The 24,481-nt window shown below is 64.1% G+C and carries 28 protein-coding genes; 16 read left to right on the top strand and 12 right to left on the bottom strand.

Going from position 1 to position 24,481, the window contains the following annotated elements; all coding sequences use genetic code 11:
- Positions 1 to 142 precede the first annotated feature (142 nt).
- Positions 143 to 1,168, bottom strand: coding sequence for an LLM class flavin-dependent oxidoreductase (locus BFL43_RS06975; protein ID WP_084891860.1), 1,026 nt, complete (start codon positions 1,166 to 1,168; stop codon positions 143 to 145).
- Between the two features lie 3 nt (positions 1,169 to 1,171).
- Complete coding sequence (locus BFL43_RS06980; protein ID WP_084891861.1) at positions 1,172 to 1,801, bottom strand: TetR/AcrR family transcriptional regulator; 630 nt, start codon at positions 1,799 to 1,801, stop codon at positions 1,172 to 1,174.
- A gap of 96 nt (positions 1,802 to 1,897) precedes the next feature.
- Here BFL43_RS06980 and BFL43_RS06985 point away from each other — a divergent pair, with 96 nt between their 5' ends.
- The 3 genes from BFL43_RS06985 (at position 1,898) to BFL43_RS06995 (ending at position 4,774) form a co-directional block, all read left to right on the top strand.
- Positions 1,898 to 3,034: a phosphotransferase family protein gene (locus BFL43_RS06985; protein WP_143695155.1), complete on the top strand. Its 1,137-nt coding sequence runs from the start codon at positions 1,898 to 1,900 to the stop codon at positions 3,032 to 3,034.
- Complete coding sequence (locus BFL43_RS06990) at positions 3,031 to 4,146, top strand: hypothetical protein (RefSeq protein WP_084891862.1); 1,116 nt, start codon at positions 3,031 to 3,033, stop codon at positions 4,144 to 4,146. Before BFL43_RS06985 ends, BFL43_RS06990 begins: the two co-directional genes overlap by 4 nt.
- A gap of 79 nt (positions 4,147 to 4,225) precedes the next feature.
- Positions 4,226 to 4,774, top strand: coding sequence for a dihydrofolate reductase family protein (locus tag BFL43_RS06995; RefSeq protein ID WP_084891863.1), 549 nt, complete (start codon positions 4,226 to 4,228; stop codon positions 4,772 to 4,774).
- On the opposite strand, the gene BFL43_RS07000 is transcribed toward BFL43_RS06995, so the two are convergent.
- Positions 4,720 to 5,241 (bottom strand): MarR family transcriptional regulator, encoded by a 522-nt coding sequence (locus BFL43_RS07000; protein ID WP_084891864.1) that lies wholly within the window; start codon positions 5,239 to 5,241, stop codon positions 4,720 to 4,722. The two genes, BFL43_RS06995 and BFL43_RS07000, sit on opposite strands and share 55 nt — an antisense overlap.
- Positions 5,242 to 5,354: 113 nt before the next feature.
- Between BFL43_RS07000 and BFL43_RS07005 the strand changes: the two genes are divergently transcribed.
- Genes BFL43_RS07005 through BFL43_RS07020 form a run of 4 tightly spaced genes read left to right on the top strand, consistent with a single transcriptional unit; the run spans position 5,355 to position 8,532 of the window.
- On the top strand, positions 5,355 to 5,816 hold the full coding sequence (locus BFL43_RS07005) for a DoxX family protein (protein ID WP_084891865.1): 462 nt from the start codon (positions 5,355 to 5,357) through the stop codon (positions 5,814 to 5,816).
- A 41-nt stretch (positions 5,817 to 5,857) separates the two neighbouring features.
- Positions 5,858 to 7,135, top strand: coding sequence for a low temperature requirement protein A (locus tag BFL43_RS07010; RefSeq protein ID WP_084891866.1), 1,278 nt, complete (start codon positions 5,858 to 5,860; stop codon positions 7,133 to 7,135).
- A gap of 53 nt (positions 7,136 to 7,188) precedes the next feature.
- Positions 7,189 to 7,668 (top strand): nitroreductase family deazaflavin-dependent oxidoreductase, encoded by a 480-nt coding sequence (locus BFL43_RS07015; protein ID WP_143695152.1) that lies wholly within the window; start codon positions 7,189 to 7,191, stop codon positions 7,666 to 7,668.
- A gap of 18 nt (positions 7,669 to 7,686) precedes the next feature.
- Positions 7,687 to 8,532 (top strand): hypothetical protein, encoded by an 846-nt coding sequence (locus BFL43_RS07020; RefSeq protein WP_084891867.1) that lies wholly within the window; start codon positions 7,687 to 7,689, stop codon positions 8,530 to 8,532.
- A gap of 1 nt (position 8,533) precedes the next feature.
- Here the strand turns inward: BFL43_RS07020 and BFL43_RS07025 are convergent, their stop codons facing one another.
- The 6 genes from BFL43_RS07025 to BFL43_RS07050 form a co-directional block, all read right to left on the bottom strand.
- Complete coding sequence (locus BFL43_RS07025; RefSeq protein WP_168176548.1) at positions 8,534 to 8,989, bottom strand: SRPBCC family protein; 456 nt, start codon at positions 8,987 to 8,989, stop codon at positions 8,534 to 8,536.
- Between the two features lie 78 nt (positions 8,990 to 9,067).
- Positions 9,068 to 10,279 carry a cation:proton antiporter gene (locus BFL43_RS07030; protein WP_084891869.1) on the bottom strand — a complete coding sequence of 404 codons (1,212 nt, stop codon included), beginning with the start codon at positions 10,277 to 10,279 and terminating at the stop codon, positions 9,068 to 9,070.
- A 64-nt stretch (positions 10,280 to 10,343) separates the two neighbouring features.
- Positions 10,344 to 10,733 (bottom strand): DUF732 domain-containing protein, encoded by a 390-nt coding sequence (locus BFL43_RS07035; protein WP_084891870.1) that lies wholly within the window; start codon positions 10,731 to 10,733, stop codon positions 10,344 to 10,346.
- A 1-nt stretch (position 10,734) separates the two neighbouring features.
- The gene (locus tag BFL43_RS07040) at positions 10,735 to 12,093 is read right to left on the bottom strand and encodes a hypothetical protein (RefSeq protein ID WP_084891871.1); all 1,359 of its coding nucleotides are present in this window, start codon (positions 12,091 to 12,093) and stop codon (positions 10,735 to 10,737) included.
- A 154-nt stretch (positions 12,094 to 12,247) separates the two neighbouring features.
- A complete protein-coding gene (locus BFL43_RS07045) occupies positions 12,248 to 12,727 on the bottom strand; it encodes a carboxymuconolactone decarboxylase family protein (RefSeq protein WP_084891872.1) in 480 nt (159 codons plus the stop codon).
- Positions 12,724 to 13,818 (bottom strand): dihydrodipicolinate reductase, encoded by a 1,095-nt coding sequence (locus BFL43_RS07050; protein WP_084891873.1) that lies wholly within the window; start codon positions 13,816 to 13,818, stop codon positions 12,724 to 12,726. Before BFL43_RS07050 ends, BFL43_RS07045 begins: the two co-directional genes overlap by 4 nt.
- A gap of 398 nt (positions 13,819 to 14,216) precedes the next feature.
- On the opposite strand from BFL43_RS07050, the gene BFL43_RS07055 reads away from it, so the two are divergent.
- Both BFL43_RS07055 and BFL43_RS07060 read left to right on the top strand, forming a co-directional pair.
- On the top strand, positions 14,217 to 14,693 hold the full coding sequence (locus tag BFL43_RS07055; protein ID WP_143695154.1) for a hypothetical protein: 477 nt from the start codon (positions 14,217 to 14,219) through the stop codon (positions 14,691 to 14,693).
- A 299-nt stretch (positions 14,694 to 14,992) separates the two neighbouring features.
- Positions 14,993 to 15,424 carry a DUF309 domain-containing protein gene (locus tag BFL43_RS07060; RefSeq protein ID WP_084891875.1) on the top strand — a complete coding sequence of 144 codons (432 nt, stop codon included), beginning with the start codon at positions 14,993 to 14,995 and terminating at the stop codon, positions 15,422 to 15,424.
- 16 nt (positions 15,425 to 15,440) lie between these two features.
- On the opposite strand, the gene BFL43_RS07065 is transcribed toward BFL43_RS07060, so the two are convergent.
- Positions 15,441 to 16,241 carry a DUF2470 domain-containing protein gene (locus BFL43_RS07065; RefSeq protein WP_084891876.1) on the bottom strand — a complete coding sequence of 267 codons (801 nt, stop codon included), beginning with the start codon at positions 16,239 to 16,241 and terminating at the stop codon, positions 15,441 to 15,443.
- Between the two features lie 44 nt (positions 16,242 to 16,285).
- Between BFL43_RS07065 and BFL43_RS07070 the strand changes: the two genes are divergently transcribed.
- The 6 genes from BFL43_RS07070 to BFL43_RS07095 all read left to right on the top strand — a co-directional run bounded on the left by BFL43_RS07070 (position 16,286) and on the right by BFL43_RS07095 (position 21,350).
- On the top strand, positions 16,286 to 16,882 hold the full coding sequence (locus BFL43_RS07070) for a hypothetical protein (RefSeq protein ID WP_084891877.1): 597 nt from the start codon (positions 16,286 to 16,288) through the stop codon (positions 16,880 to 16,882).
- Positions 16,883 to 17,164: 282 nt separating this feature from the next.
- Positions 17,165 to 18,079: a UbiA family prenyltransferase gene (locus BFL43_RS07075; protein ID WP_206186632.1), complete on the top strand. Its 915-nt coding sequence runs from the start codon at positions 17,165 to 17,167 to the stop codon at positions 18,077 to 18,079.
- Between the two features lie 16 nt (positions 18,080 to 18,095).
- On the top strand, positions 18,096 to 18,419 hold the full coding sequence (locus BFL43_RS07080; protein ID WP_346425950.1) for a DUF1905 domain-containing protein: 324 nt from the start codon (positions 18,096 to 18,098) through the stop codon (positions 18,417 to 18,419).
- 69 nt (positions 18,420 to 18,488) lie between these two features.
- Positions 18,489 to 19,370, top strand: a complete 882-nt coding sequence (locus BFL43_RS07085) for a DUF1295 domain-containing protein (protein ID WP_084891879.1) — start codon at positions 18,489 to 18,491, stop codon at positions 19,368 to 19,370.
- On the top strand, positions 19,367 to 20,509 hold the full coding sequence (locus tag BFL43_RS07090; RefSeq protein ID WP_084891880.1) for an FAD-dependent oxidoreductase: 1,143 nt from the start codon (positions 19,367 to 19,369) through the stop codon (positions 20,507 to 20,509). Before BFL43_RS07085 ends, BFL43_RS07090 begins: the two co-directional genes overlap by 4 nt.
- A gap of 451 nt (positions 20,510 to 20,960) precedes the next feature.
- Entirely contained in the window at positions 20,961 to 21,350 is a 390-nt protein-coding gene (locus BFL43_RS07095; RefSeq protein ID WP_168176549.1) for an STAS domain-containing protein, read from the top strand.
- Positions 21,351 to 21,353: 3 nt separating this feature from the next.
- Here the strand turns inward: BFL43_RS07095 and BFL43_RS07100 are convergent, their stop codons facing one another.
- Both BFL43_RS07100 and BFL43_RS07105 read right to left on the bottom strand, forming a co-directional pair.
- Positions 21,354 to 22,529 carry a metallophosphoesterase gene (locus BFL43_RS07100; RefSeq protein ID WP_084891882.1) on the bottom strand — a complete coding sequence of 392 codons (1,176 nt, stop codon included), beginning with the start codon at positions 22,527 to 22,529 and terminating at the stop codon, positions 21,354 to 21,356.
- 72 nt (positions 22,530 to 22,601) lie between these two features.
- A complete protein-coding gene (locus tag BFL43_RS07105; protein ID WP_084891883.1) occupies positions 22,602 to 23,807 on the bottom strand; it encodes an oxygenase MpaB family protein in 1,206 nt (401 codons plus the stop codon).
- A gap of 116 nt (positions 23,808 to 23,923) precedes the next feature.
- Here BFL43_RS07105 and BFL43_RS07110 point away from each other — a divergent pair, with 116 nt between their 5' ends.
- Complete coding sequence (locus tag BFL43_RS07110) at positions 23,924 to 24,478, top strand: TetR family transcriptional regulator (RefSeq protein ID WP_084891884.1); 555 nt, start codon at positions 23,924 to 23,926, stop codon at positions 24,476 to 24,478.
- Positions 24,479 to 24,481: the final 3 nt, after the last annotated feature.

Genomic DNA, 24,481 nt, shown 5'->3' on the forward strand with positions numbered 1-24,481 from the left:
CCGCCAAGCTCAGCTCGGCGTGTTGAACCAATGACCGGATCAACCGTTATTCAGACAGTCCCCGAAAAGAACCAGCCCTGTCTTAGACAGGTTGACAACTACCGTGCAACGTGTGCAGGTGGCTGGAGCGTGTGTCTTTGTGTCAGTTGGGTTTTGGTGACCATCCGAGCTTTGGTCCGAGATGGGTGGCGATGTCCGTGATGATCTGGAGGTAGTCGGCCTCGTCGAAGGAGAACGGCAGCGCGAAGGCGACCTCCTGCGCCCGCAGGAAGCCCGCATGGGAGAACAGGATCTCGGCGATTTCGTCGGACGATCCGACGATGTCCGGCGCGAACATCATCTGTCGCGGTCCTTGCGGCGACAATGTCCGGTCGAAGCGGGCCGCCGCGTACTCCTTGTATTTTCGGACCTGTTCCGCCGTTGCGGAGTCCGTGGGTATCACCACCAGACCCTGTGAGACGCGGGATTTTTCGGGGTGGGGATGATTGGCCCGGTACGCGTCGATGTGCTGGCCTTGGATCGTCGCGAAGTCGCGAGAGTCGGTTCCCTCGGTGTTGACGACCGAACTGGTCAGATAGTTGAGCCCCTGGCGACCGGCCCAGATGGCCGAGGAGAGCATGCCGCCGTACCAGAGCCGATCGATCAATCCGGGTGAGTGTGGCTGAACGATTCGGGAGAACTGCTCGATACCCACGGTGCCCTCGAAGTCGCTCACCGGCACCCCACGGATGTGGTCCATCAGCCGCAGGACCCGATCCTTGCTGAAGTTCTCGAGGTCGTACGACTCCGGATACAGCTTGGTCTTGAAGTCGTCGTACCGCATCGGCGTACCCACGGAGACGCCAGGATTGACCCGGCCGCCGGAGAGCAGGTCGACGGTCGCGAGGTCCTCGGCCAAGCGCAGGGGGTTCTCGAGTCCGAGCGGGATGACCGCCGTGCCGAGTTCGATCCGCTTGGTGCGCTGGGTGGCAGCCGCCATGACCGCCACCGGAGACGAGATCCCGTATTGAAGGTGCCGGTGTCGCAGCCACACGCTGTCGAAGCCGAGTTCTTCGGCCAGTTCGATGGTGCGCAGGGTCTCCTCGTGGCCGGTTCGCGGGTCCGCGGGGTCAAAGCGCCCGATGGTGAGAAAACCGAGTTTGTCGAGGGTCTGACCTGGCTGTGGCATGTTTCAACCTCCGGCATGCGTCGAATCCGGCTGGCCCGCGATTCCGTGTAAGACGATAGTCGTCGTCTGCTCGACCCAGTCATCGTCGAGGTCCTCGTCCGGACGGAGCAGCAATCGCAGGATGGTGCTCCCGCCGATGACCTCGAGCAGTCGGTCGGGGTCGATGCCCGCCCTGACCTCACCACGCTCCACGGCTCGGTCGAGCCGAAGGCGCATCGCGGCGAACACGCCGTCTTGAAAGCGTTGCATGACAAGCTTGTTGAGCATCGGATCGGCACCGACCTCGCCCAGGAGTCCCGGCAGCGCCGCGCGGGTCACCGGGTCGGTGAAGATCGACCGGGACCCCGCTATCAGCGCACGGATGTCTGTGGTGAGATCGCCGGACTCCGGGATGAGGGTGGTCACCGGGGCCGGGAACGCAGCCTCGTGGACCAGCTGGGCTTTGCTGGACCAACGACGATAGAGCGCGGTTTTCGTGGTGCCGGCGCGTTGGGCCACGGCGGCGAGAGTCAGCGCCGAATAGCCGATCGAGACGAGCAGTTCCGCGGTGGCCCGCAGGATCGCTTCATCGATGCTGCGGTCGCGCGGGCGCCCGGCGGGGGTCTTGTCATCAGGTGGGGTCTCTGCTTTCATTACGCTACCAACCGTATCGTAATTTGCGTCACACTTTCTATGTGGTGTGCAGGCTTCCGGAAGGGCATCGTGGCCACTGAACAACCGCTTGCCGACATGAAACTCCAACGTACGAGTCGAGATGCCTCCACACTTCCAGATCGTCTTGCCGCGTGGCTGTCGACGGTGCTGCCCGGAGGTGTGGTGCCCGACGTCGTGGTAGACAGCGGCATCGACTCCAACGGCATGTCGTCGGAGACCATCGTGCTCGCCGCCACGTGGGAGACCGACGGCGAGAAGACCACCCACCGCTATGTCGCTCGGGTCACCCCGGCGGCTGAGGACATCCCGGTGTTCCCGACGTACCGGTTGGACCATCAGTTCGAGGTGATGCGCTTGGTCGGCGCGTTGACCGACATCCCCGTGCCCCAGGTGCACTGGATGGAACCCACCGGCGATGTGCTCGGGACGCCGTTTTTCTTGATGGATCACGTCGAAGGCCTCGTGCCGCCCGATGTGATGCCGTACACGTTCGGCGACAACTGGTTTCATGATGCAGACGTTGAACGGCAGCGCAGACTGCAAGATGCCACGGTCGAGATCCTCGCCGGGTTGCACTCGATCCCGAATGCGTCCGAGACCTTTGCCTTTCTCGGCGAAGGTGGCGGAGGTGATACCGCGCTGCGCCGTAACGTGAACTGGTGCAAGTCCTGGTACGAGTTCGCGGTACCCGGTATCGGTAGATCACCGTTGCTGGACCGCGCGTTCGAGTGGCTGGACGACAATTGGCCGACGACGGCCGATTCGGCCGACCCGGTCCTGCTCTGGGGTGACGCCCGATTCGGCAACACCCTCTATCGGGATTTCGAGCCGGTGGCGGTTCTCGACTGGGAGATGACCGCACTCGGGCCCCGTGAGCTCGATCTGGCCTGGATGATTTTCTCGCATCGAGTGTTTCAACACATCACGACTCTGATGGGACTGTCGGGGATGCCCGATGTCCTTCGCGAGGAGGATGTCGTCGCGACATACACCGAACTCACCGGGGTCGAAGTCGGCGACCTCAGCTGGTTCTATGCCTATGCCGCGGTGATCTGGGGTTGCGTGTTCATGCGCACCGGAGCGCGGCAGGTGCACTTCGGCGAGATCGAGATGCCCGACGAGGTCGACGGGTTGTTCCACCACCGAGCACTGCTGGAAGAGCTCATCGCAGGAAACGCTCTCTTCTCCACCGGCGAGGGAGATGCCAAGTGATCGGTCCCTTGGATGAGTTTCCCATCCACCAGACGCCGTTGCCGATCGGTCTGGTCGATTCGAGTGATCGAAACTTCTACGACCGCAGCTATTTCAACGCCCACGACCGCACCGGCGACATCTTCGTGATCACCGGTGCCGGGTACTACCCGAACCTGGGCACCAAAGATGCCTTCGTTCTCGTGCGCCGCGGTGACGTCCAGACAGCTGTGCACCTCGGCGATGCGATCGATTCCGACCGCCTGAACCAACGCGTCAACGGCTACCGTATCGAGGTCGTAGAGCCCCTCCAGACACTCAGGTTGATCCTGGAGGAGACCGAGGGCATCGCCATGGACATGACCTGGCAGGGATCGTTCGACGTTCTGCAGGAGCAGCCGCACATCATGCGAACCGGCAGCAAGATCACGTTGCAGGCACAGCGATTTGCGCAGGTGGGCACCTGGAGCGGCGTCGTCTCCGTCGACGGGAGCGACATCGCGGTCGACCCGTCGACTTGGGTCGGGACCCGCGATCGATCCTGGGGCATCCGCCCGGTGGGAGAGCCCGAACCCGCGGGACGGCCGGCGGACCCGCCGTTCGAGGGCATGTGGTGGCTTTACGTGCCGATGCGTTTCGAGGAGTTCGCGATCGTCTTGATCATGCAGGAGGACCCGAATGGTTTCCGGATCCTCAACGACTGCACTCGCGTCTGGCCAGGCGGCCGGCTCGAACAACTGGGCTGGCCGAAGGTCACGATCCGCTATGCCTCCGGTACCAGAGTGCCGACGGGCGCGACCATCGAGTGCACGACGCCAGACGGGTCGCCACTGATCTTGGAGGTCGAGTCCCGGCTCGCGGTGCCGATACATCTGGGCGGTGGCTACGGCGGCGATCCCGACTGGATTCACGGCACCTGGAAGGGGGAGAAGTTCACCGAACGGGTCACCTATGACGTCACCGACGAGGCGAACGCGGGACGGATCATGTTCGGCGTCATCGACCACGTGGGCCGGGCCGTCTGCAACGGGCCCGGCGCCGACGGTGTCGAGGGGTTCGGACTGTTCGAGCACGGCGCGTTGGGCAGGCACGACCCGTCGGGCTTCGCTGATTGGTTCACGCTGGCGCCGTGACCGATCGGTGAGAAGTCGGGTGCCATCTGGTCTACCTCTGCGACGACGAATACCGAACCCGGTCGACGAGGAGAAGAGAATGCGCACGCTCGCCATCACGCAGAACATGACCCTGGACGGATCGATCGAGATGCCCACGGATTGGTTCGATCCGACCGTTGACGATCCAGGCCTGCGCGAGGAGATGCACCTGCAGGATGCGGCGGCGGATGCACTGCTGGTCGGCAGGCAGACGTTCGTCGACTTCCGTGGTCACTGGCCGGCGCAGGAGAACGACACCACCGGCGTCACCGACTATCTCAACGGCGTTCAGAAGTACGTCGTGTCGTCGACTCTGACCGACCCCGAATGGCAGAACTCGACGATCGTAGCCGGAGACCCGATTGCTGCCGTCCGCGAACTCAAGCAGCAGCCGGGTGAAGACATCGTGCTCACCGGAAGCATTCGGCTCGGGCATGCACTGCTCGAGGCCGGATTGGTCGACGAGTTGCGGTTGTTCGTATATCCAGTGGTGCAGGGGCGTGGCCGGGGGTTGTTCCCGGATGGTCGCGAGGCCACCAACGTGACCCTGCTTCAGTCGCGCGCTTTCGAGTCGGGAGTGGTGCTGCTCCGATATGCGGTGGGTTGACGCGATCCCGGTGGGATTCCGTTGATCCGCCTGCCAATGGCGGCCAGTTGACGCAGTTGCGCGCGGCTGAGCCGATCCACGACCAGCTCCCGTACGTTGGCGGCGTAACCGGGGGCCGTCTCTACGACCTTGTCCCAACCGGCTCCGGTGAGTGACGCATTGGTGTACCGGCCGTCCTCTGGGCACGGCCTGCGCTGCACCCATTCTCTCTTCTCGAGCCGCGTCACCACGTGAGACAGCCGCGACAACGAGCCGTTCGCCAACTCGGCGAGCGTGCTCATCCGCAGCGTGCGATCGGGGGCCTCGGACAACGAAGCGAGGACCTCGTATTCGAAATGGGTCAACTGCGCATCGCGCAGCAGCTGCGCGTCCAGGGCATGAGGCAGCCGCGACAGAAGGATCGCCACCTGGATCCAGGCATCCATCTCTTCGTCGTCGAGCCAGTTCGGCTCGGGCTCGTTGCGCATCGCTGAAGTCTAGTCCGAGAAGTTCGCTTGATCCATCATTTGACGCTTCAAGTCAATATCCCTACGATTCACTTGACACATCAAGTCAATCAAAGAATGAGGGCAATCGAGACATGAACAACCCCATCATCCGAAGCACCGGAATCCTGATCGCGCGCATCGGCATCGGAATCGTGTTCCTGGCTCATGGCCTGCAAAAACTCAACACGTACGGATTCGACGGCACCAAGGCGAGCTTCGAGGGGATGGACGTACCACTGGCCCCGGTGTCGGCGTTTGCCGTCACCTGGCTCGAGATCCTGGGTGGTATCGCTTTGATCGCGGGTCTGCTGACGCCCATCGTCGGAATCCTGTTCTTCCTGGACATGCTGGGGGCGTACTTCTTCGCTCACATCGATGCCGGCCTGTGGGTCTCCGATGGCGGCTACGAATTGGTGCTGGCTCTAGGTGCGGGCGCACTGCTCCTCGCGGTCGTCGGCGCAGGCCGCTTCAGCGCCGATGCCGTGCTCGGAACCAAGGTCGGATGGCTCGCCACCGACGGCACCCGTACCCGGGAGACCGTCAACGCCGGTTGAGCACGGTCGGAGGGCGCAGCCGCGGGGTTTCGTTGTCCGAAATGTGGGTATCAATCGGGGATGAATCCGCAGGCCGACGTCGGCACACCCTGATGTCCGTCGACGGCAAAGAACAGACGCCGGGCGATCGCGACGACAACGCGGGGGGACAGCAGACCCCGCTCAACGAACCTCCGCGGCTCCGCACTGACGACAACCGGGCCGCGTCCAGACTCGAACTCTTCTACGACCTCGCCTACGTGCTGGTCATCCATCAGCTCGCGATCGCGTTCACCAAGGACCTCACCTGGCACGGAGCCGCGGTGTTTGCGGGCCTGTTCACGATCACGTGGTGGTCATGGGTGACGATGACGTTGTACGCCAACCGATTCGACACCAATGACGTCATCTATCGAGTCCTCAAACTCAGTGCGACGTTCGCGGTTGCGGTCATGGCGGCGAGTGCGGGATCGGTTCCGTCATCCGGGGTCGTGGCCTTCACGATCGGTTATGTGGCCACCCGCATCGTCCTCGCTGTCTTGTACGCGCGGGCCTGGGTGCACATCGTCGACTCCAGGCCGACCATCAACCTGTACTTCGCGACCACAATTGTCAGTGCACTCCTGTGGACGACGTCGCTGTTCACCCCCGGTCCGATCACGTACGGACTGTGGGCAGCCGGAATTCTCATCGAGGCGTCGGCGCCGTTCGCGGCCACCCGCTGGGGCCCGGACATCCCGCTGCACCTCGATCATCTGCCGGAGCGGTTCGGGCTCTTCGTGATCTTGGTCCTCGGGGAGTCCGTCTCCGCGATCGTCTTGGGAATGCATGACACCCACTGGGCACTGTCCTCGATCGTCGTGGCCGCGTTGGGATTCACCATCGCCGCCGCAATGTGGTGGATGTATTTCGACATCGGAGGGGCCGAAGCCAAGACGCTGCTGCAGTCCGATGACGATGCGCACAGCAGCGGCCGGGCGGACTCGTACATCTACGGTCACCTGCCTTTGACGTTGGGCGCCGCTCTGCTCGGGGTGGGCATCGAGCAGTATGTTCTGCATCCCGTCGGCGAGCTCACCTCTGGTGGTCGCTGGGCGCTGTGCGGTGGTCTGGCATTGTTCGTCGCCGGGGTCTGCATGGTGCTGGCCGGAAGCGCGCGGACGTGGCGAGCGGTCTTCCCGTGGCCTGCGGTGGCCATCCCGGCTGTCGTGGCTGTCGGATTCATCGACAACGCACTCCCGTTCGCCTCTGCCATCTTTCTGGCCATCGGATCCACCATCGCCGTGGTCACCGGCATCATCCGACGAAGGCAGAGCGCCATGAGAACCACGGAGACCTGATGTATCGACGCACTGACCGCGTGGCGACCCGGTGAAGTGGGTAGCCTGACCCGGTGGGGATTCTGACGCCGCTGGCGGTCAAGATAGGTGCGGTCTCGTGGATGCCGAAGATGCTTCCGCTCATCGAGAAGTGCGATGTGCGGCTGCAGGGCGCGACCAAGGGCCGGGTCAGCGTTCTCGACATAGCTGGGCTGCCGAACATCGTCCTGCGGGTACCCGGCCGCAAAACCGGAAACGTGCGGTCGACGCCCTTACTCTGTGTCCCACAGGACGGTGGCTGGTTGATAGCCGGATCGTACTTCGGTAATCCCAAGCTGCCAGTGTGGGTGCTCAACCTCCGCGCGTGCGAGACGGCCGAGGTGGTCCACCGCGGGAAAACGCGCACCGTCTCGTGGCGTGAGATCACCGGGACGGAGCGCGAGCAGGCGTGGCAGACGCTACTCGACACCTGGCCGAACTTCGCCATCTACGAGCAGCGCACGGAGCGGCTGATCCCCGTCTTCTTCCTGGCCCCCGGACTGTCCAAGTCGTAGGTCGGGCAGGACCGGGCGGTGGACATCAACGAGGTGACCGATGAGCTCTATGGTCTAGATCCGGGCGACTTCGTACAGGTGCGTGACGCCCACGTGAAAGAAGCGCGAGCACAGGGTGATCGAGCTCTCGCCAAGGAGATATCGCAGCTGCGCAGGCCGACGTTGGTCGCCTGGATGGTGAACGTGCTCGCCCGCGAGCACTCCGATGACGTCGAGAAGCTCCTCCAGTTGGGCGAGGCGCTGCGTGATGCCCAGCGCCACCTCGCCGGCGATGACCTGCGTTCGTTGACCACGCAGCGGCAGAAGGTGGTTCGAGCGATGGCTCGACAGGCCGGTGAGTTGGCCGTCGACCACGGCCACTCCGCGAGTGAGAACGCGCTCCGAGAGGTCGGGCAGTCGTTGCATGCCGCTCTGGCCGACCCCGACATCGCCGAACAGGTGCGAGCGGGTCGTTTGGTGACCGCAGTCAGCTACAGCGGGATGGGACCGGCTGGGATGGCGGTGGTCGGGGGACGCGCTCGGAAGCCGAAAGCCGCACCCGCAGAGAAGAAGAAGCCGGACCCGGAGGAGATCACAGCGGCGAAGGAGCAGGTCGCCGCGGCCGAGAAATCCGAGCGCGAGGCCGATGCGGCGCTCGAGACGGCCCAGGCCGACGCCGAGCACGCCGCCGATTCGGTGGCTGCCGTCGACAAGCGAGTCGACGAACTCCGGGAGCAGCTCGCGCAGGCAGAACAGGAAAGCCAGTTTGCGAACCGGGCTCATAAGGCCGCCACCGATCAGGTCGAGGCAGCGCAGAGGGATCTGACCTCAGCGCGCGAGGAGTCCGAAAACGCACGCCGGGACCTCGAGGCTCTGGAACACTAGATCAGCGGCCGGCAAGCGCGGCGACCTGCGTGATGGACTCGCGCATCTTGTCCGCCGACACCCGCGGCAGTTTTCGCCGGGCGAGGTACTCGGGATCTGTGACGCGCGACCAATCGCACGTCTGTGTCACGCGCGTTCCGTCCTCGGTAGCTGTCAGCTCCCACTCCCATCGCACCCCGACGGGCGGCCGATCAGGGCGCGCAGGCATCCAGGCGATCACCCTGTCGGGTTCAAATGCCACGACGTGATTGACGACCTCGTAAGGTCTGCCCGACTCATCACGCATCGCAATGGCGAATGTCTCTCCCTCACCAGCGATCCGGGCTGGTGCGTGGGCCAGCTGTAGCATCCCGGAGCCGTCGAGTTCGACGTGTTTCGCCGGATCGGTGAGAACGCTGAACACCGCGGACGGCGTCACAGGTACTTCGACGCTCACCGACAAGTATTTATCTGCCACATCGTCGACCCTACTGTCACAAATCCTTCCCGGGCACAAATCCTTCCCGGGCACAATTCCTTCCCCGGGCACAACTCCCTACTGCGCGGAACTCGGGGTCGAGCGCCGTTCGTACCACTGGGCGACCAGCGTCGAACCGATGCCGTGGATCACCACACTGCCCAGCACCGTCACCGTCATCGCATACAGGGTGTCGTTGGCGATCCGGCCTTCGAGCGCGTTGTATGCCAACAGCCCGAACACGATGGACGCGGTGCCGCGCGGGCCCAGCATGCCGATCACCAGTCGGTCGGTCCGGCTCAGCGTCGTACCCAGCAACGAGAGGTACACCGGCACGATCCGCAGGACGGTCAGCGCTGCGACCGCGAGCACGATGATCTGCCAGACAAACCCGAACTCGAGTACCAGGACTGCAGTGCACCCGAACACAAACCACATTGCCAGAGCAGCGAGCACACTCACATCGTCGACAAGACTGAGCTCCGACTCGGTCGGCAGAGTCGACCGCGCCGCCTTGTAGGCGATACCGCAGATGAATGCAGCGACGAAACCGTTGCCTTGCAACTCGGTTGCCGAACCGTAGGCCAAAAGGGGAAAGATGACCAGGCTGATCCGGATCGATTGTTCGGTCGCGAATCCCCGCGCCATCGATTGGTTGGTCAGCCAGGCAGCGACGACACCGACCACGCCACCGGCGACGATGGCGTAGACCGCTGACGGCACCGCGGTTTCGAGTGCATCTACCCGACCCTCCGCATGTGAATGATCACCCGCGAGGGTCAACGCGAAGACGAACAGCGGTGCAACGATCCCGTCGTTGTAACCGCTCTCGATGTTGAGGACGTTGCGCACGCGCACGGGTATTCGTTTGTCCCGGACCATCGATGAGGTGGGCGCGAGATCGATCGGGATGGCGATGCACGCGATGACCAGCAGGACTCCGATCGACAGACTCGGCAGCAACGCTGCTCCCGCGAGCAGGGCTGCGCCGATCGACAACGGCATCGCGACGAGCAGCAGTCTGACCGAGGTTCGTCGTTCGCCGGCAAAATATCCGCCCTTGACCTCGGTGGCATCGACGAACAGCAGAACCGCCAGGATCAGTTCCACGACCTTTTCGGCGGCAACGGTGTTGAGCGTCTGACCGATGTCGTTGCGAGTGCTGAGCCCGATGGCAATGCCGGCGGTGACCATCAGCAGTGGTCCCGAGATCCGGAACCGCGCCAGGCGTCCGGCAACAAGCGACCATCCGACGATCACCACCAGGGCGATGAGTACGGAAGTGGTCACGATGGTGACCCGTCTCCGTCGCCCCTGAGCACCTGACGATCGTATATGTGGTTACTCAGGCGGGTCAGTTGCCGGCGAGCTTGGCCGAGTTGCTCGTGCAGTACAGGGGGACACCGATGTTGATCAGAGTCCGCGACTTGGATTCGTCGAGACCTGTCTCGTCGGAGATCTTGGTGACCGTGTCATTGAGGCTGGTGCCGTTCGAGAGCTCGTCGCACGCGGTCTGCGCTGCGGCGATCTGGTCTTCCCGACTCCCGAAAGTGGCGTTCTGGGACTCCAGCGCCTGGATGTAACCGTTGTCCTTCACGTCGCCGGCGGCGGTGGAGGCGTTGTCGACGAGTTGTTCGGCACTACTCCGGGCCTGGTCGGTCGCATTCTGTACGTCTTCGCTGCTGCATGCCCCCACGAACAGCACAGTGCCCAGGAATGCGATCACTGCCACAAGCTTTTTCATGTCAATCCCGTTTCGTCGTCGAGTACTCATGAGAACGATAGGCGATTGCCGGGCGGGCGACGACGTCGATCGCCAGCAGCGCGAGTACTGCGACGATTACCGTCACCATGACGACGAGCCCTGAGGGATAGTTCCAGAAGACGAGCACGATGATCGCCACCGCGACCACGGCAACCCGCAACGGTGTCCGGAACCTCGCCGCAGCGGACTCGATCGGATGCGGAACACGGCCCGCGGCATTGCCTCTGGCCGCGTTCAGGCCACGGCCGAAGGCCTCACGCACCGCGGCAGCGGATCCGGATGACCCGGTGAGGTATCCGACCACGGCGATCACCACAGCGAGGACGGCAACTGCACGCAGCGTGGTACGCAGCGGTACGAGGATGGTGTCGATGAGGACCCCTGCCGCTGCGGGAGAGAGCACGTCCGCGGGGACCGCATCGAGATACATCGACCGCCCGATACTGATCGCGACGGCCAGCAGCGCCATGGCGACGGCGAGTGCGATCCCGAAGAGTGAGAACGCCTTTCTCCGGGAACCCCTGGGAGCGGCCCAGATCGCTGCAGCGCCGACCAGGAGTGTCAAGAACGGGAGGATCACCGATGCCTTGTCCAGTGCAGACACCGCTTTCTGAGCCTTGACCAGATCGGGAGACCGGAAGATGACGAATGACTTGTTGATGTCGGGGATCTTGTCGGCAAACGAGAACCCGCGATCTTTCAAGGCATTTCGAACGTTGTCGATGATCGGGCCGAGTTCGATGCTGACGGTGCCGTCGTCGCTGATGGCGATCTCGTCTTTCGTATCCCCGGTCAGAACCGCCGCGAGTCGTTGATGGGCGCGTCTGTTCGCCTCGATCCACAACGTTTCGAACTGATCGGACCTGACCAGCGCCGTGACTGCTTGCCGGATGAACGACTGTGCTTGTGAGGTGAGTACCGGCGCGAGACCGATGACGGCCGGCGGCACGTTGGGTGCGTTCTGGGTCAGCGCGGTCAGTGCGTCCTTGGTGACGTTCGCGATGTCGCCGCGCGCCATGATCTCCGCAGTGATCTGGTCGGCCAGTTCATCCTGCAGAACGGCGTTTCTCGCCAGCGGAGTCACGGTTGCGACGTAGCGGTCGGTGTCGAGGACCTCGCTGCGCGCAAAGCGCGCCAGCACAGCCGAGAACGCCAACACCGCAACCAAGATCAACAGCAGACCGGTCGCCGTCCACCGCAGTCCGCGCCGTTCGTTCGACGCTGCCGCCGCACCCGGGACTCCGGACGCAGCCTGACGCTCGGCGAGTTCGCGCCTGAGACGTTCTAGTTCGGCGCGCTCGGTCGGTGTCAACGGTTCGTCGGCGCTCGGAGCCACCATCGGTCGGCCTCATCTCATCGGTCGGATGCGCCACCGCGCGGCCGACGTCGCCGATCCGGCGGCTCCGCCGAACCCCCTCGGGAACGCGCTTCTGAACTCTGACCCAGGAGCGGCGCCGCCACATCATCCGAATCGGATGAGTAGATGGCGAGCCTCAGTGGCCGGGCAGCACGCAGACCGAGTCGATTCCGAGGACATGGTTCAGGCGCCCGAACGCCAGCCACGACCCCAGACACATGCTCAGTTCAACGATGTGTGTCTGGTTGTATGCCGCGGTCATCCGCGACCAGAAGTCCGTGTCGAGGCCGTGATGGTCGAGCGCATAACGTTCGGCGTATTCGGCGGCCAGTCGCGTGCGGTCGTCGAACGCGTCCGTGGTCCGCCAGTTCTGCACGGCCTCATCGAACGTCGACTCGACCTTCTCGCCATCGCGTCCGGTCCGCCAGTCCTGACAGAACACACAACCGTTGATCTGCGCGATGCGCAGCCGCGCGGCCTCGAACTCACGGAGACCGAGTGTGCTGTCGGAGTACACCTTCAAGGAGAAGTTGGCGGCTGCTCCGCCGATGCCGGGGACCATCTCACCCCAGACATAGTTGATGGGATCCTTGCCCTCGGGAACGTCGATGATCATGCCGGTGCCATCCTCGTGAGTTTGCCGACCGCCGGGACGAGCGGTACGTCGAGTGCGTCATAGAGGCCGGGCCCCGCAGACCTGAGCCAGCCGATGGAGTTGACCAGACGTCCTACCGCGGTGGCGTTGCCACCCGCCGCACGGTTGCCGCCCTCATCTGTGGCCTCCACCGAGATCTCGATGCGCGGGCGGCCTTCGATGATGACCTTGTGGGCACCGTCTCCACCGTCGGGCGGCATCGGCCAGTCTGTGGCACAGGATGGATGGATCCGGGTGACGTGTTCGATGACGATCAACGGCTCACCGCCGACGATTCCCTGCACCTCGAACCGTATGGCACCCTGCGTGCCGGCCTCGAATGTCCCCATGTGCGCGGTTTCGACACCGGCCTCGAGAGGGCGCCGAAGGAGTGTCTCGCGGATTTCGTCGATCTCGACACCGAGTGCGCGGGCGATGAGCCTGATCTGCCCGCCCCACACCATGGTCGGAACCGACGGCGCCACCATCGGTGGCTCGTAGTCCATCGGTTGACCCATTCCGATGAGGTATCGGACGGAGTCGGGTTGGTCATAGGTGGTGTAGTCGAAGATCTCCTGGCAGCGAACCTGCTCTACCGTCGAGGCGAGCCCGCTCGCAAGTATGGGCAGGATGTCGTTGCCCCACCCGGGATCGATGCCGGACACGAACAGCGAGCCACCGCCGTCGGCGATCGCCGCGAGGACCGGGTCCCGCAGTTCCGGCGGCGCAGAGGTGGGGTCGTACAGGGCATAGAGAGAAGGACTGACCACGGTGGCCCCGGCCCGGATGGCGCGGGTGATGTCGGTCAGTGCCTCATCGGGGCGGATGTCGCCGGACGCCGCGTAGACAACGGCGTCGGCGATGGCAAGTGCCTGCGAGATGTCGCCTGTCGCGGCGACTCCCAGCGTTCGTCCGACATCTGCGAGTTCACCGGCATCGCGTCCGGCCTTTGCAGTGTCGTGGACGACGACGCCGACAAGGTCGAGACCCGGATGGGCGTCGACGGCGCGAATCGCTGCGCGACCGACGTTCCCGGTACCCCAGACCACTACTCGAATCGAAGTTGAGCTCATGATCCGACGATATAGAACACGTTCCAGTTTTTCCGGAAGTCGAGATTATCGGAGTCGGTGGAGGTCTGGGAGCGGGTCGACGTCCGAGTGGGACTCAGCCGGATCGGCGCGTAGCTCGTCAACGGAACAAAAAACGAAATCTGATTCAGGATCTCACCCGTTCGAGAAAAGTGCAGACGACTGAATGGAACATGTTCCCCTTTTGAACGTATTCCGACTTACGGCCGATGGGTTATTATTCCGGGGTAAGAACTATTGGTTGGAAAACTCAGCGACTTGCGCGACCTTGGATGGACTGGTGTCGAAATGCGTTCCGAAGATGCGCAGTCACTTGATCGAGTGACAGACATTGGGGCGTGGAGCATGATTGGCTGGTCGGCGTTGGGGGGACGACATTGATGAGATCGGATTCGGGAGCAATCGAATTGATCGCCACACTGCGCCGGTGCCAAGCTGCAGGCGACGCGGACGCCCTCTACTTCTGCGCGGCATGGCTGCACGGGTGCGGGGATCGTGACGCGAACTCTGCGCTGTCCTTGCTCGTTCACGACGGCGACCTGGGAACCGAGGCGATTGACGCCGCGCTACGTCAGCTGGCCCGACAGCGGTTTGAGGACCTGGTGCAATGGTGCATCGAGACCGCAAGCGTCCTGAACGGCGGGGTGCCTCCCGACCCGTCTGTCTGGCTTCCGGGACTCACATACGCACTTCGCCGAGACGATTTCCAACTGATCGCGGGTATACATCGGGTAGCGCTGGCGGATATGGCCCTGCTGACGTGTTCCGATGCGGTGCTGTCCCGTAATGCAACTCATATTCGGGCCTACCAGACGGTGCGAGCCGCTTTGTTGGGCCGGGCAGCTGCTCGGAACTGATCGATAATTGGGTCATATGACCCAGTTCTGGAGGCGCATCTTCTTTGTCGAATACCTTCCGGATACGTGCCGAGGCATTCCTTCAAGATAGTGATTAGTCGGTCTGACAGCGTGAATAATTCCAGATCCTGCCCAAGGACGCGTTTATCCGACTTTCTGGTCTGTGGTGGATTTGTGAAATGGTGGGGTGTTCGTGAATTCACTCATGCGAAATCTTTTCGGAATGGCGCATCGTCGTCGCGGGGGACTGTCGGCGGTGGGTGATTGCCCGCGTACGGTGTGCGTCGGGAGGAGTCATCATGACCACCAGAGATCGTGACGATGACGGCAGGGCGCGTCAGGCGAGGCCGCGTGATGCGCTCGGTCGACCCCTCACTTATGGCGAGAAGGGCGTCGAGCCGGTCTCGGAGGAGCCGATGCCGCCTGAGCAGACCCTCGAGGTCGCGCGCGACCTGGTGTGCGCCGGCCGCCCGTTCTCCGCGCATGAGGTCCTCGAGGTTCGTTGGAAGACCGGACCCGATGGCGAGCGTCCACTGTGGCAGGGACTCGCACAATTGTGCGTCGCCCTCACCCACGCCGCGCGTGGCAACGCGGTCGGTGCCGACCGGCTCCTCAGGCGAGGCGCACGACACCTCGTCGCCTACCGCGAGTCCTCGGGACCACTCTACGGTCTCGACTTGGACGCGGTGATCGGTGAAGTACGCGCCCGAATAGGCGCCGAGTCCGACTGAGGCGTGGAGCGGGAGACTAGGCTCGAGTACGCGCCCGGCGCGCAAGATCAACTGTTGCCGAACGTAGTTCGGTCAATGCGTCGATCGGTTCCGAATAGCCGACCCGGGTATACGCGATGCCCCGGGGAGTATGGACTCGTAAGTCGAGTCCATAGCGATCGGCGCCGGTGCACACGGCCGCAGTGGTATCCGGGAACCCGCCGAGAGTCTGTGCCATCGCCAGCAGCGAATCAGCATGGTCGTCGTTGAGATGGACGATCGCACCCGCAGCACCGGGCGACACCGGATCGGGTGCGGCGGCCGCGTAGTCGGCGGCGCTCGCCGAATCCATGCGTCCGTAGCCGCCGACCCAGCGGACTCTTTCCACCCGCAGTACCCAGATCGAGAAATCACTGAAGTCGATGTAGTACTTCGCGGCCGGCACGCCGGCGAGATGGGCCTCCCGGGCGGCCGTCAATTCATCGCCGGTCGGCCGTTCGACGTGGCCGGCGAGGGTGATCCGGGCACTGGCCAGGGGATCGGCTTCGGCATTCGGCGCGACTATGGCGATACTGGCGCGGCCATCGCCTGCCAGGTTGCGGCCGTGCTCTGCCATGTGCGAAACACAGAGGACGGGAGAGCCCGCGAGCAGACCGTAGGTGATTAAGGACGCCCACGGCGAACCGTCGGACGTGAGGCTCGCGAGGGTGCCGATGTTGCTGGATCCGGCGATCGTGCGCGCCTCTTCGGCAGCGGAGGGCCGCCTGGCGTCGGCGACGTCGCTCAGGGGCGGTGGAACGGAGGGCGCGTCGCCGGGGTCGCCGTGATCGAGAGACATGGTCGAAACGGTACTCGACCGGTCGTGCGTGGTTCGATGAACTCATGACTGATCTGGCGAAGACGGCTCTGGGATCGTCGGTGCTCGTTGTGGCCTGCGATGATGTCGACCGGTCCGGCGCGGCCTACCGGCAGCTGCTCGGCGACGATCTGCGCGTGCGCAACGGATCTGTCGAGTTGACCCGCACCGCCGGGTCACACCGGGCCTTCTTCGCCGTCGACGATCACCTGGCGACGACGACACTGCTGCGTCGCCGGGGAATGGATCTCGACGAGGTGACTCCGACGCGCGCCGTATCTTCAGGTGTGCCGGCGGTGGGTGTGGTGGCTGCGTCGGAGTTGCCATCCGGGCCGGATGCCGGCGATATCGAGTCGATCGACCATCTCGTCTTCAACGCGGCCGACAGGGACGCCGCCGTAGCGTTGTTCGCCGGGTCTCTCGGGCTCGACTTTCGTCTGGAGCAGGCCATTCACGACGGAATCCACCAACTCTTCTTTCGCAGTACCCAGGTGGTGGTCGAGGTGGTGATCGGGGCACAGGGGCAGGATGAGGAGGCGACTGCATCGCTGTGGGGAATCGCGTGGCGGTCTCGCGACATCGGCGAAACCCACCGAGATTGTCGGATGATGGGATGTCCCTGAGTGAGATCCGAGTCGGTCGCAAGCCCGGCACCAGCGTGTTCACCATCAGGGAAGCGGCGTTCGGCCTCCCGACGCTTGTCCTGGGCTGAAGCCGGCGCTGCCGAGTGAGCCTGAGCCCCGGCCACTTTCGGTGGCCGCGTGGTGCACACTCGGTGGCAGCCCGCGAGTGATACCGCCAACGCGGCGCGCCACGAGTAAACTCAGCGCGTCTGCAGGCGGTGCACGTGTGCGGTGAGACAGCGCCTTGCGCGCAGAACTCGACATCGATACGGGGAGCGAATGTTGCGGTTTGCAGGGAGTCCGACGCGGGGAGCAACGTCGCGCTGGAGCCTGCGACGGGAAATTGCGATCACCGTTCGGCTCAACGCGGACAACGTCTGGGTTGCGAGTCTGCCCCCACTGCTCTTCACGCTCACCGCTGCGCTGCGTTTCGAACTCTCGGGATTCGATCTGGCTGTCGCGCTGCTGCAGGGTCTCGTGTGGTCACTGCTCTTCATCTACGTCTTCGACACGGCCAACCAAGCAGGTGGTTCGCAAGAGGACCACACCAACAAGCCGTACCGTCCCATCCCGGCCGGGATGGTCACGCCAGAGGGCATGTGGCGACGGAGCTATGTCAGCTCGGCGATCTTCGTGGCCCTGTCGGCGTTCCTCAGTCCGGTCACCTGCGTCATGGCGATCGTGTGGGTGGCGACCGTTCAGGTGACCCACCACCTGCTCCGGCCGCGGCACTATCGCTACTGGAAGCCCGTCACAACCTGGGTTGGGGCGATCGCGCAGCTCGCGGGCGCCTGGGCCATCGCACACCCTCTCGATGACGTCGGGTGGTATTGGACGGTGGTGATCGCGACGATGTTCATCATCCCGCTGCCGATCGAGGACGTGCGTGACATGCCGGGCGACGAACAGTCCGGACGAGTGACCTACCCGTTGCGTTACGGGGCCGTGCCGGTCCGGCGTTGGTTCGTGGTGATGATGGCAGTGTGGCCGGTCGTGGCGTACCTGCTCTTGTTCCACGGTAGCGGGGCCTCACGCGCGGCCGTCCTCACCGCCGCCGCTCTCATGGCGGCGCTCTGCTGGCCTACCGCGGTGTTGACCGGAATCCGCGATACCTACTCGCGAAACCGGTTGGCATACAAGTTGTACAGCTTTGTCCATGTTGTGCTCGTCGGATGCGCCCTGCTCCTCCTGTCGTGAGCTCGACCCTCCACCGATGAGATCGGGCGGTCCCGGTGGTCTGATGGAGACCAGCTTCGATACGGAGATCACCATGCTTGACAAGACATTCACCGAGACGCTGCAAAAGAGTCCGGCCAAAGGCGGTTGGACCTACATCGTCTGGCCGGACTCGGCGACGTTCTTCGGAACCCGCGGATTGGTGAAGGTGCGCGGCACCGTCGACGGTCACCCGTTCACGAGTTCGTTCATGGCGTTGGGGGATGGCCGGCACAAGCTGCCCATCAGAGCTGACCTCCGCGCTGTACTCGGCAAGGAGGCCGGAGCTACGGTGACCATCCATTTGACGGAGGGGCTCTGAGCCGTCCGCGGCGAGCACGCCCGCGAAGGCGCCGCGAAAACCGGTGAGCAGCTGGCAGTATCAGGAGTCGTGACCAAGAACGCATCCTTCGTCCGTGTCGGCGTCGCCTACCTCCTGGCCTTTCTCGTGGCCGCAGTGTGGCTTGCTGTCGGCCCCGACACGTCCTGGCTGTGGCTCGACACCCTCATCGCAGACCTGCTGGCCACGCTGGTGATCTTCACATTCAGTCGGTTACACAAGAACTCGAGCTTCTACGATGCCTACTGGAGCGTGGTGCCACCGGTCCTGATGATCTATTGGTGGGCGGCTGGCGATGTCGGGCTCGACGCGGTGCACTGCTGGTTGATACTCGTCGTGGTCCTCCTGTGGGCAGTTCGATTGACGGCGAACTGGGCGTACGCCTTTCCCGGTCTCCACCATGAGGACTGGCGCTATGGAATGCTCCGGGGCCGTGCCGGGCGCTGGGAGTTCCTCACCGATCTTGCTGCCATCCATCTGATCTCCACGCTGCAGGTGTTCCTCGGGATGCTCCCGGTCTATGTGGCCGTCACCCGAACGGGTGACCAGCTGATCTGGCTCGCGGGCCTCGCGTTCGTCGTCGGAACAGCGGCCGTGATCCTCGAATACGTCGCCGATGGGCAGATGCACCGGTTCGTCCGCGATCGAAGTCCCGGGGAGGTGATGGACCAGGGTCTGTGGAGCTGGTCTCGTCATCCCAACTACTTCGGTGAGTTCGGTTTCTGGTTCTCTTTGGCGCTCTTCGGGGTCGCCGCAGCTCCCGCCGACGCATGGTGGCTGTTCGCAGGTGCTGCAGCGATGCTGGCGATGTTCCTCGGGGCCAGCATCCCGATGATGGAGCAGCGCAGCCTCGAGCGGCGGCCCGACTACCAATCCGTCATCGACCGGGTGTCACGATTCGTGCCCCGGCCGCCGCGCAAGGTGACGGTGTGAGACGTGCACGCGTCGTCGTGGCGGGTCTGGGCGACACGGGAGTGCTCACCGCGATGCATCTGGCGCGGCACACCGACGTCGTCGGGATCTCGGTCAAACCCGGTCTCGTCAGCGGTCAGGAACTGGGGGTCCGGCTGTCGCGCCCCGATGACTGGAGCCGGGACTACTGGACGTCGTTCGAGCGTTTTCGCCGACTCGATCGGGTACGAACCGTCCACGGGGAACTGACGGGTGTCGATCTGGAGGCGCGGGTGGTCAAAGTCCGGCACGACGACGATTCCGAGTCCACACAGGAGTACGACACCCTGGTCATCTCGACCGGGGTGACCAACGGGTTCTGGCGGCGCCCGACGATGCAGTCATCGGCCGAGGTGGACGCGGAGCTACGAGGCGTACACGATCGACTGGCCGACGCCGAGTCGGTGACCGTGATCGGGGGCGGGGCGGCCGCGGTGAGCAGCGCGGCCAATCTGGCCGCCCGATGGCCCGCCAAGCGGATCGACCTCTACTTTCCGGGCGCCCGAGCGCTACCGCGGCATCACCCACGGGTGTGGCAACGAGTACGGCATCGGCTCGACGACCTCGGAGTCATCTGTCACCCGGATCACCGAGCTGTGACCTGGGCCGGCCCGACGTCCGCGGGCAGTGGCTCGATCACCGACCATCTGACGAGTGGGACGGTGGAGTGGACAACAGGACAGAAACCGGCGACGGCAGACGCCGTCCTCTGGGCGATCGGCCGCGTGGTTCCCAACACCGCTTGGTTACCACCCGACATTCTCGATGAGCGGGGATTCGTCCGTGTCTCGGCTGATCTCCGCGTGCCGGGCCATGAACACGTGTTCGCCATCGGAGATGTCGCGGCCACTGACGAGTTCCGGACATCGGCCCGCAACCGGGCCGACAAATTGCTGGCGCGGAACATCCGGGCAGATCTGGGTGGCCGGAAACTTCATGACTTCCGCGGGAGGCAAACCCTCTGGGGCTCCGTGCTCGGCGCGCAGCCCGACGGACTCGAGGTGTTCAGCCCGGGTGGGCGAAGGTTCCGGTTTCCGGTGTGGTCGGTCGAGCGCGTGCTGCAACCACTGATCGTGAGACGAGGTATCTACGGGGGAGTACGACCGGGGACACGGGGGTGAGACAAAACCGCGACCCGGCGATCGTCACGGCAATCCGGCCAGGAAGAAGCTCAGCACTTCGACAGCCCATGGATTCGAGTTGAGAAAACCGTCGATGGCGACGTCTATTGGAGACACTTCGAAGACCCACTTTCCTCATTTTGTTCCCGGACCCACAACATACTAGTGAGTAACATCCCGCGGGACGAGCGGCGGCCGACGGGGAGCCCCCGCTGGTAGGAATCGAAAGGTCCGGTTCTCCGATCGCCCGGGCAATGGTCTTCCGTGTATGAACGCCGGCCGAGCAATACTGCCGTCGTTATCGATTCGTGACCGGGTAGTCACGGTTGCGCGCCGAAGCGCGTTTGCGGATTGTCTTGTGCGCGTGGGTTTCCTAAGGTCTAAACAGACCGTGTCAGGACGCGGCGGAGTGCTCATCAGTCTGCAGTCAACCCATAGAAGGGCGCCGATCATGACCCTCGATTCTCTGCGCACCAGGACCGACCTCGGCCCAGCCGTGGCGTTCCACCCCGCCAAGTGGTCGTTCGCGATCTCCGTCGAACCCGTCACAGAGACGCATGCGCTGGTGCGCGTCCGCGGCGATGTCGACATGGTGACGGCCCCGCGACTACTGGCCGGCATCAACGAGGCAATCGCCGACCACACCGACATCACCGTCGATCTCTCCGACGTCAACTTCTTCTCCTGCGCTGCGGCCGAAATCGTCTTGGCCGCCTACGCACGGCGACCGGACAGCTTTCGCATCCTGGCCCCGTCCCGAGCAGCGCGTCGAGTGCTCGACCTGTTCGCCGATGACCGCCTCATCTACGACATCGGCGTGGACGCGGCTGCTGTGCACTGACTCTCACTCGGGCTGTACCAGGGTCAGGATCGTGATCTCCGGGGGCGCACCGACGCGGACCGGCGGGCCCCACGCCCCGGCGCCGCGGGTGGTGTAGAGCGTGGTGTTCCCGACACGATCAAGGCCCTGGAGAGAGGGCTGCTGCAGAGGCACGAGATACCGGATGGGCCACATCTGACCACCGTGTGTGTGGCCTGAGAGCTGTAGGTCGACGCCGAGGTCCGATGCTTCCAAGGCCTGCCGGGGCTCGTGGGCGAGCAGGAGGGCGAAAGTGTTCGGATCCCGTCCGGCGAGCGCGGCGTCGAGATCTGGCTCGTAGGGCTTCGGCGACGAGTAATCGTGGATGCCGACGAGGTCGATGGACGCGCCATCCCTGGCTATGGACACGCGTTCGTTTCGAAGGGTGCGCACGCCGAGCCGATCCCAGACATCCAGCCAGCGGCCGCCGTCATCGGCGTAGAACTCGTGGTTTCCGCTGACACCGAAGACTCCCAGCGGTGCATCGAGTTCGGCGAGCGGTGCGAGATCGGCAGCGACTTTCGCGACGGTGCCGTCGACCAGGTCACCGGCGATGACAATGAGATCAGGACGCTGCTCGTTGACCTGATCGACGACCCGCTGAGTGAACTCACGCCCGCGAGTGGGGCCGACATGCAGGTCGGAGACGAGTGCGACTGTCAGCCCGACGAATTCTGGGGGCAGACGTCGCAGCGGAACGCGGACCCGGACGATACGTGGTCGAGCCGCCTCCACCACGCCGTATCCGGCGGTGGCGATCGCGCCGACCGCGACCACGGCGGTGGCGACCTGCAGAACGCGTCGTCGACTTGTCCCCGCCGGCTCATCCGCTGGTTCCGCGGCGGATTCCGGTCCGCGGTGCCGCGCGCGCTGCACCAGACGGACGAGGAGGCAGACCACGGCAATGACGAGGAGGCCGAGAATCAAATAGAACACGGCGGCCAACCACACCATGCCGACAAAGCCGGGGATCCGCGCCCAGCCAGGATCGAAGACCTCGCCGCTACCGGTGCCGATGACGACAAGCGCCCACAATGAGACCAGTGCGGTGTCGACGATGATCGACCACGGACGCCCGAGGCCGGGGGCGCGCACGAGGCGGCGGTGCAACCAGAACGTCACCAGGGCCAGGACCGCCCCGAACATCAGCAAGCGCGTCATGAAACCAGGATCTTCGGGACTGTCATTGGATCCATGGTGGCAGAAGGACGCCAGAGGAATCGATTCGGCCGATCAGCCGGCTGTGGCCTGGGCCCGCATCGTGGTGGGTGGAGCGTTGTCGACCATCTCGTGGGTCACCCGATAGTTGGTCCTCATCCGCGTCATCTCCTCATCGCGCTCACGGTACGCGCGCTTCGAAAGCCGCTCTGGGCCACCGGCAAGGAGTACTCGGCCGCGTCCGGCGACAGCAAGCGCCGGACCGACCCGGGACATCACATGCTTGAGGGGGGTGTCGGGGATCTGCAATTCGTCGGCCGCTGTGTCCCCGATGAAGACCCGCTGCAGGGATTGCATGAGCTTCGACGCCAGCTTCAGTCGGACGGCGTACGGTCCGGGCAGCACGTTGGCCAGCTCTGGGATCAAGTAGTCGTACGTGAGGGCCTGCACGAACTCACGGTCGTCCTGGCCGGGACCGGGAGAGGTGAGGCGGTACAACTCTTCGATCCGAATGTGATCGGCCTCGTCGTGGGGATTGAGGCGTTCGTCCATGCCGATGACGTGTCCCACGTACCGCCACAGGTGGTAGATGTCAGCGAGTTCGCGATCGGAGAAGCGGACGCCCACCTTGTACATCGCTTCGATGGCGATGTGACCGAACTCGGCGAGGGTGAAGGCCATGTAGGGCTGCGGGATGGGAACCCCCCACGCGGCCTCGTCCCAGAACCCGCCGCTCACCAGGGCTCGGCGGACATGGGCGTGGATCACCCTGACGCGAACAGTATAGGTGAAACCGTATCCGTCCCTGCGCATTCCGCCGGGGGAGATGACCTTACGCAGCCACTCGCCGACCTCGACCGAGCGAACCGCGGGCTGCGAGACGTATCGACCGGTGAGTGACAGAGGCTTCCCGGCGATCGTGTTGGCGGCCCCCCGAACCAGGGAGGCTGCGCCCAAGACGATCCCGAGTGCGGCGGTGTGCTGGACGAGCGCATCGGCTGCTCGGTCCAATCGGTCGTGATCGACCCAGTCGGGCTCGGCGTCGAGGACGGCGAACAACGCCCGCAACGATTGCGGCGCATCCGTCACCGCATCGACCCCGCCGGCCAGGGCCGCCCCGACAGCCGCGGTCGCAGAGGAATCCGGGAAAGAGTCGCTCACCACCGCGTCTGCGAGCGGATCAGCGCTCCACATCGCCTCGAGCCACAGCCGTCCCTTGTCTCCGTGATCGGCGACAGCTCGGTCGCCATTCACGAGCTCGGTCGGTATCGGTTTCTTCATGTCTTCAGTGAAACACGAGGAATCCTCACTTACTATTCACTTTTGTGGCGAACTATAGAAGCGGTGCCGACCGCGTTCATGCGCGGGCCAAACCGCGGCAGCAACGTGGAGTCGAGATGCGTGCAAGGTTGCTCGAGACCACCGTCGAACTCCTCGAACGACACCCTGGTGTTCGGCCCAGTACACAAGAGCTGGCGGACCATGGGAACGTCAGTATCGGAACGGTCTACCGCTACTTCGCCGACATGGACTCGATCATCGAGGAACTGCGTGGGTCGGCAATACGTGACATCACGACCGAATTGGCGACAGGTGTAGGTCGCGCGATGGACTTGGAGCCGTTGGTCTCCGTGACCACGATCGTCGAGACCCTCACTTTTGCGTTCGAAAAACATGCCGCGGTGCTGAGGGCTTCTTTCACGTCCGACGAGGCGGAGTTCGGTGACGCCTGGCGCGACGTCGGGGGACCGGTCGCGGCGCTTGCGCGCATTCTGCCCAGCCGACTGCGACCGGATCTCGGGGACGCCGAACTCGATGATCTCGTATTCCTCACGATGGGCGCGACCGCGAGTCTGTGTTTGCGGATCGCATTGCTGCGGTCGCCGACATCGGACCGCCAGGCCCTCATCGGCACCGCGGCGCGCATGCTGCTGGCGGCGTTCGCGCCCTGAGCT

Source organism: Williamsia sp. 1135 (assembly GCF_002095395.1).
In the GTDB taxonomy this organism is placed as follows: domain Bacteria; phylum Actinomycetota; class Actinomycetes; order Mycobacteriales; family Mycobacteriaceae; genus Williamsia.

Bases quoted from the DNA above. Each gene is read 5' to 3' on its own strand.
- BFL43_RS07095 (WP_168176549.1), top strand. From the start codon at position 20,961: ATGACCCTCGATTCTCTGCGCACCAGGACCGACCTCGGCCCAGCCGTG.
- BFL43_RS07105 (WP_084891883.1), bottom strand. From the start codon at position 23,807: ATGAAGAAACCGATACCGACCGAGCTCGTGAATGGCGACCGAGCTGTC.
- BFL43_RS07010 (WP_084891866.1), top strand. From the start codon at position 5,858: ATGTGGGTATCAATCGGGGATGAATCCGCAGGCCGACGTCGGCACACC.
- BFL43_RS07045 (WP_084891872.1), bottom strand. From the start codon at position 12,727: ATGATCATCGACGTTCCCGAGGGCAAGGATCCCATCAACTATGTCTGG.
- BFL43_RS07035 (WP_084891870.1), bottom strand. From the start codon at position 10,733: ATGAAAAAGCTTGTGGCAGTGATCGCATTCCTGGGCACTGTGCTGTTC.
- BFL43_RS06975 (WP_084891860.1), bottom strand. From the start codon at position 1,168: ATGCCACAGCCAGGTCAGACCCTCGACAAACTCGGTTTTCTCACCATC.
- BFL43_RS07040 (WP_084891871.1), bottom strand. From the start codon at position 12,093: ATGGTGGCTCCGAGCGCCGACGAACCGTTGACACCGACCGAGCGCGCC.
- BFL43_RS07080 (WP_346425950.1), top strand. From the start codon at position 18,096: ATGAGATCGGGCGGTCCCGGTGGTCTGATGGAGACCAGCTTCGATACG.
- BFL43_RS07100 (WP_084891882.1), bottom strand. From the start codon at position 22,529: ATGACGCGCTTGCTGATGTTCGGGGCGGTCCTGGCCCTGGTGACGTTC.
- BFL43_RS07000 (WP_084891864.1), bottom strand. From the start codon at position 5,241: ATGCGCAACGAGCCCGAGCCGAACTGGCTCGACGACGAAGAGATGGAT.
- BFL43_RS07070 (WP_084891877.1), top strand. From the start codon at position 16,286: ATGACTGATCTGGCGAAGACGGCTCTGGGATCGTCGGTGCTCGTTGTG.
- BFL43_RS06985 (WP_143695155.1), top strand. From the start codon at position 1,898: ATGAAACTCCAACGTACGAGTCGAGATGCCTCCACACTTCCAGATCGT.
- BFL43_RS06995 (WP_084891863.1), top strand. From the start codon at position 4,226: ATGCGCACGCTCGCCATCACGCAGAACATGACCCTGGACGGATCGATC.
- BFL43_RS06980 (WP_084891861.1), bottom strand. From the start codon at position 1,801: ATGAAAGCAGAGACCCCACCTGATGACAAGACCCCCGCCGGGCGCCCG.
- BFL43_RS07110 (WP_084891884.1), top strand. From the start codon at position 23,924: ATGCGTGCAAGGTTGCTCGAGACCACCGTCGAACTCCTCGAACGACAC.
- BFL43_RS07005 (WP_084891865.1), top strand. From the start codon at position 5,355: ATGAACAACCCCATCATCCGAAGCACCGGAATCCTGATCGCGCGCATC.
- BFL43_RS07065 (WP_084891876.1), bottom strand. From the start codon at position 16,241: ATGTCTCTCGATCACGGCGACCCCGGCGACGCGCCCTCCGTTCCACCG.
- BFL43_RS07060 (WP_084891875.1), top strand. From the start codon at position 14,993: ATGACCACCAGAGATCGTGACGATGACGGCAGGGCGCGTCAGGCGAGG.
- BFL43_RS07055 (WP_143695154.1), top strand. From the start codon at position 14,217: ATGAGATCGGATTCGGGAGCAATCGAATTGATCGCCACACTGCGCCGG.
- BFL43_RS07050 (WP_084891873.1), bottom strand. From the start codon at position 13,818: ATGAGCTCAACTTCGATTCGAGTAGTGGTCTGGGGTACCGGGAACGTC.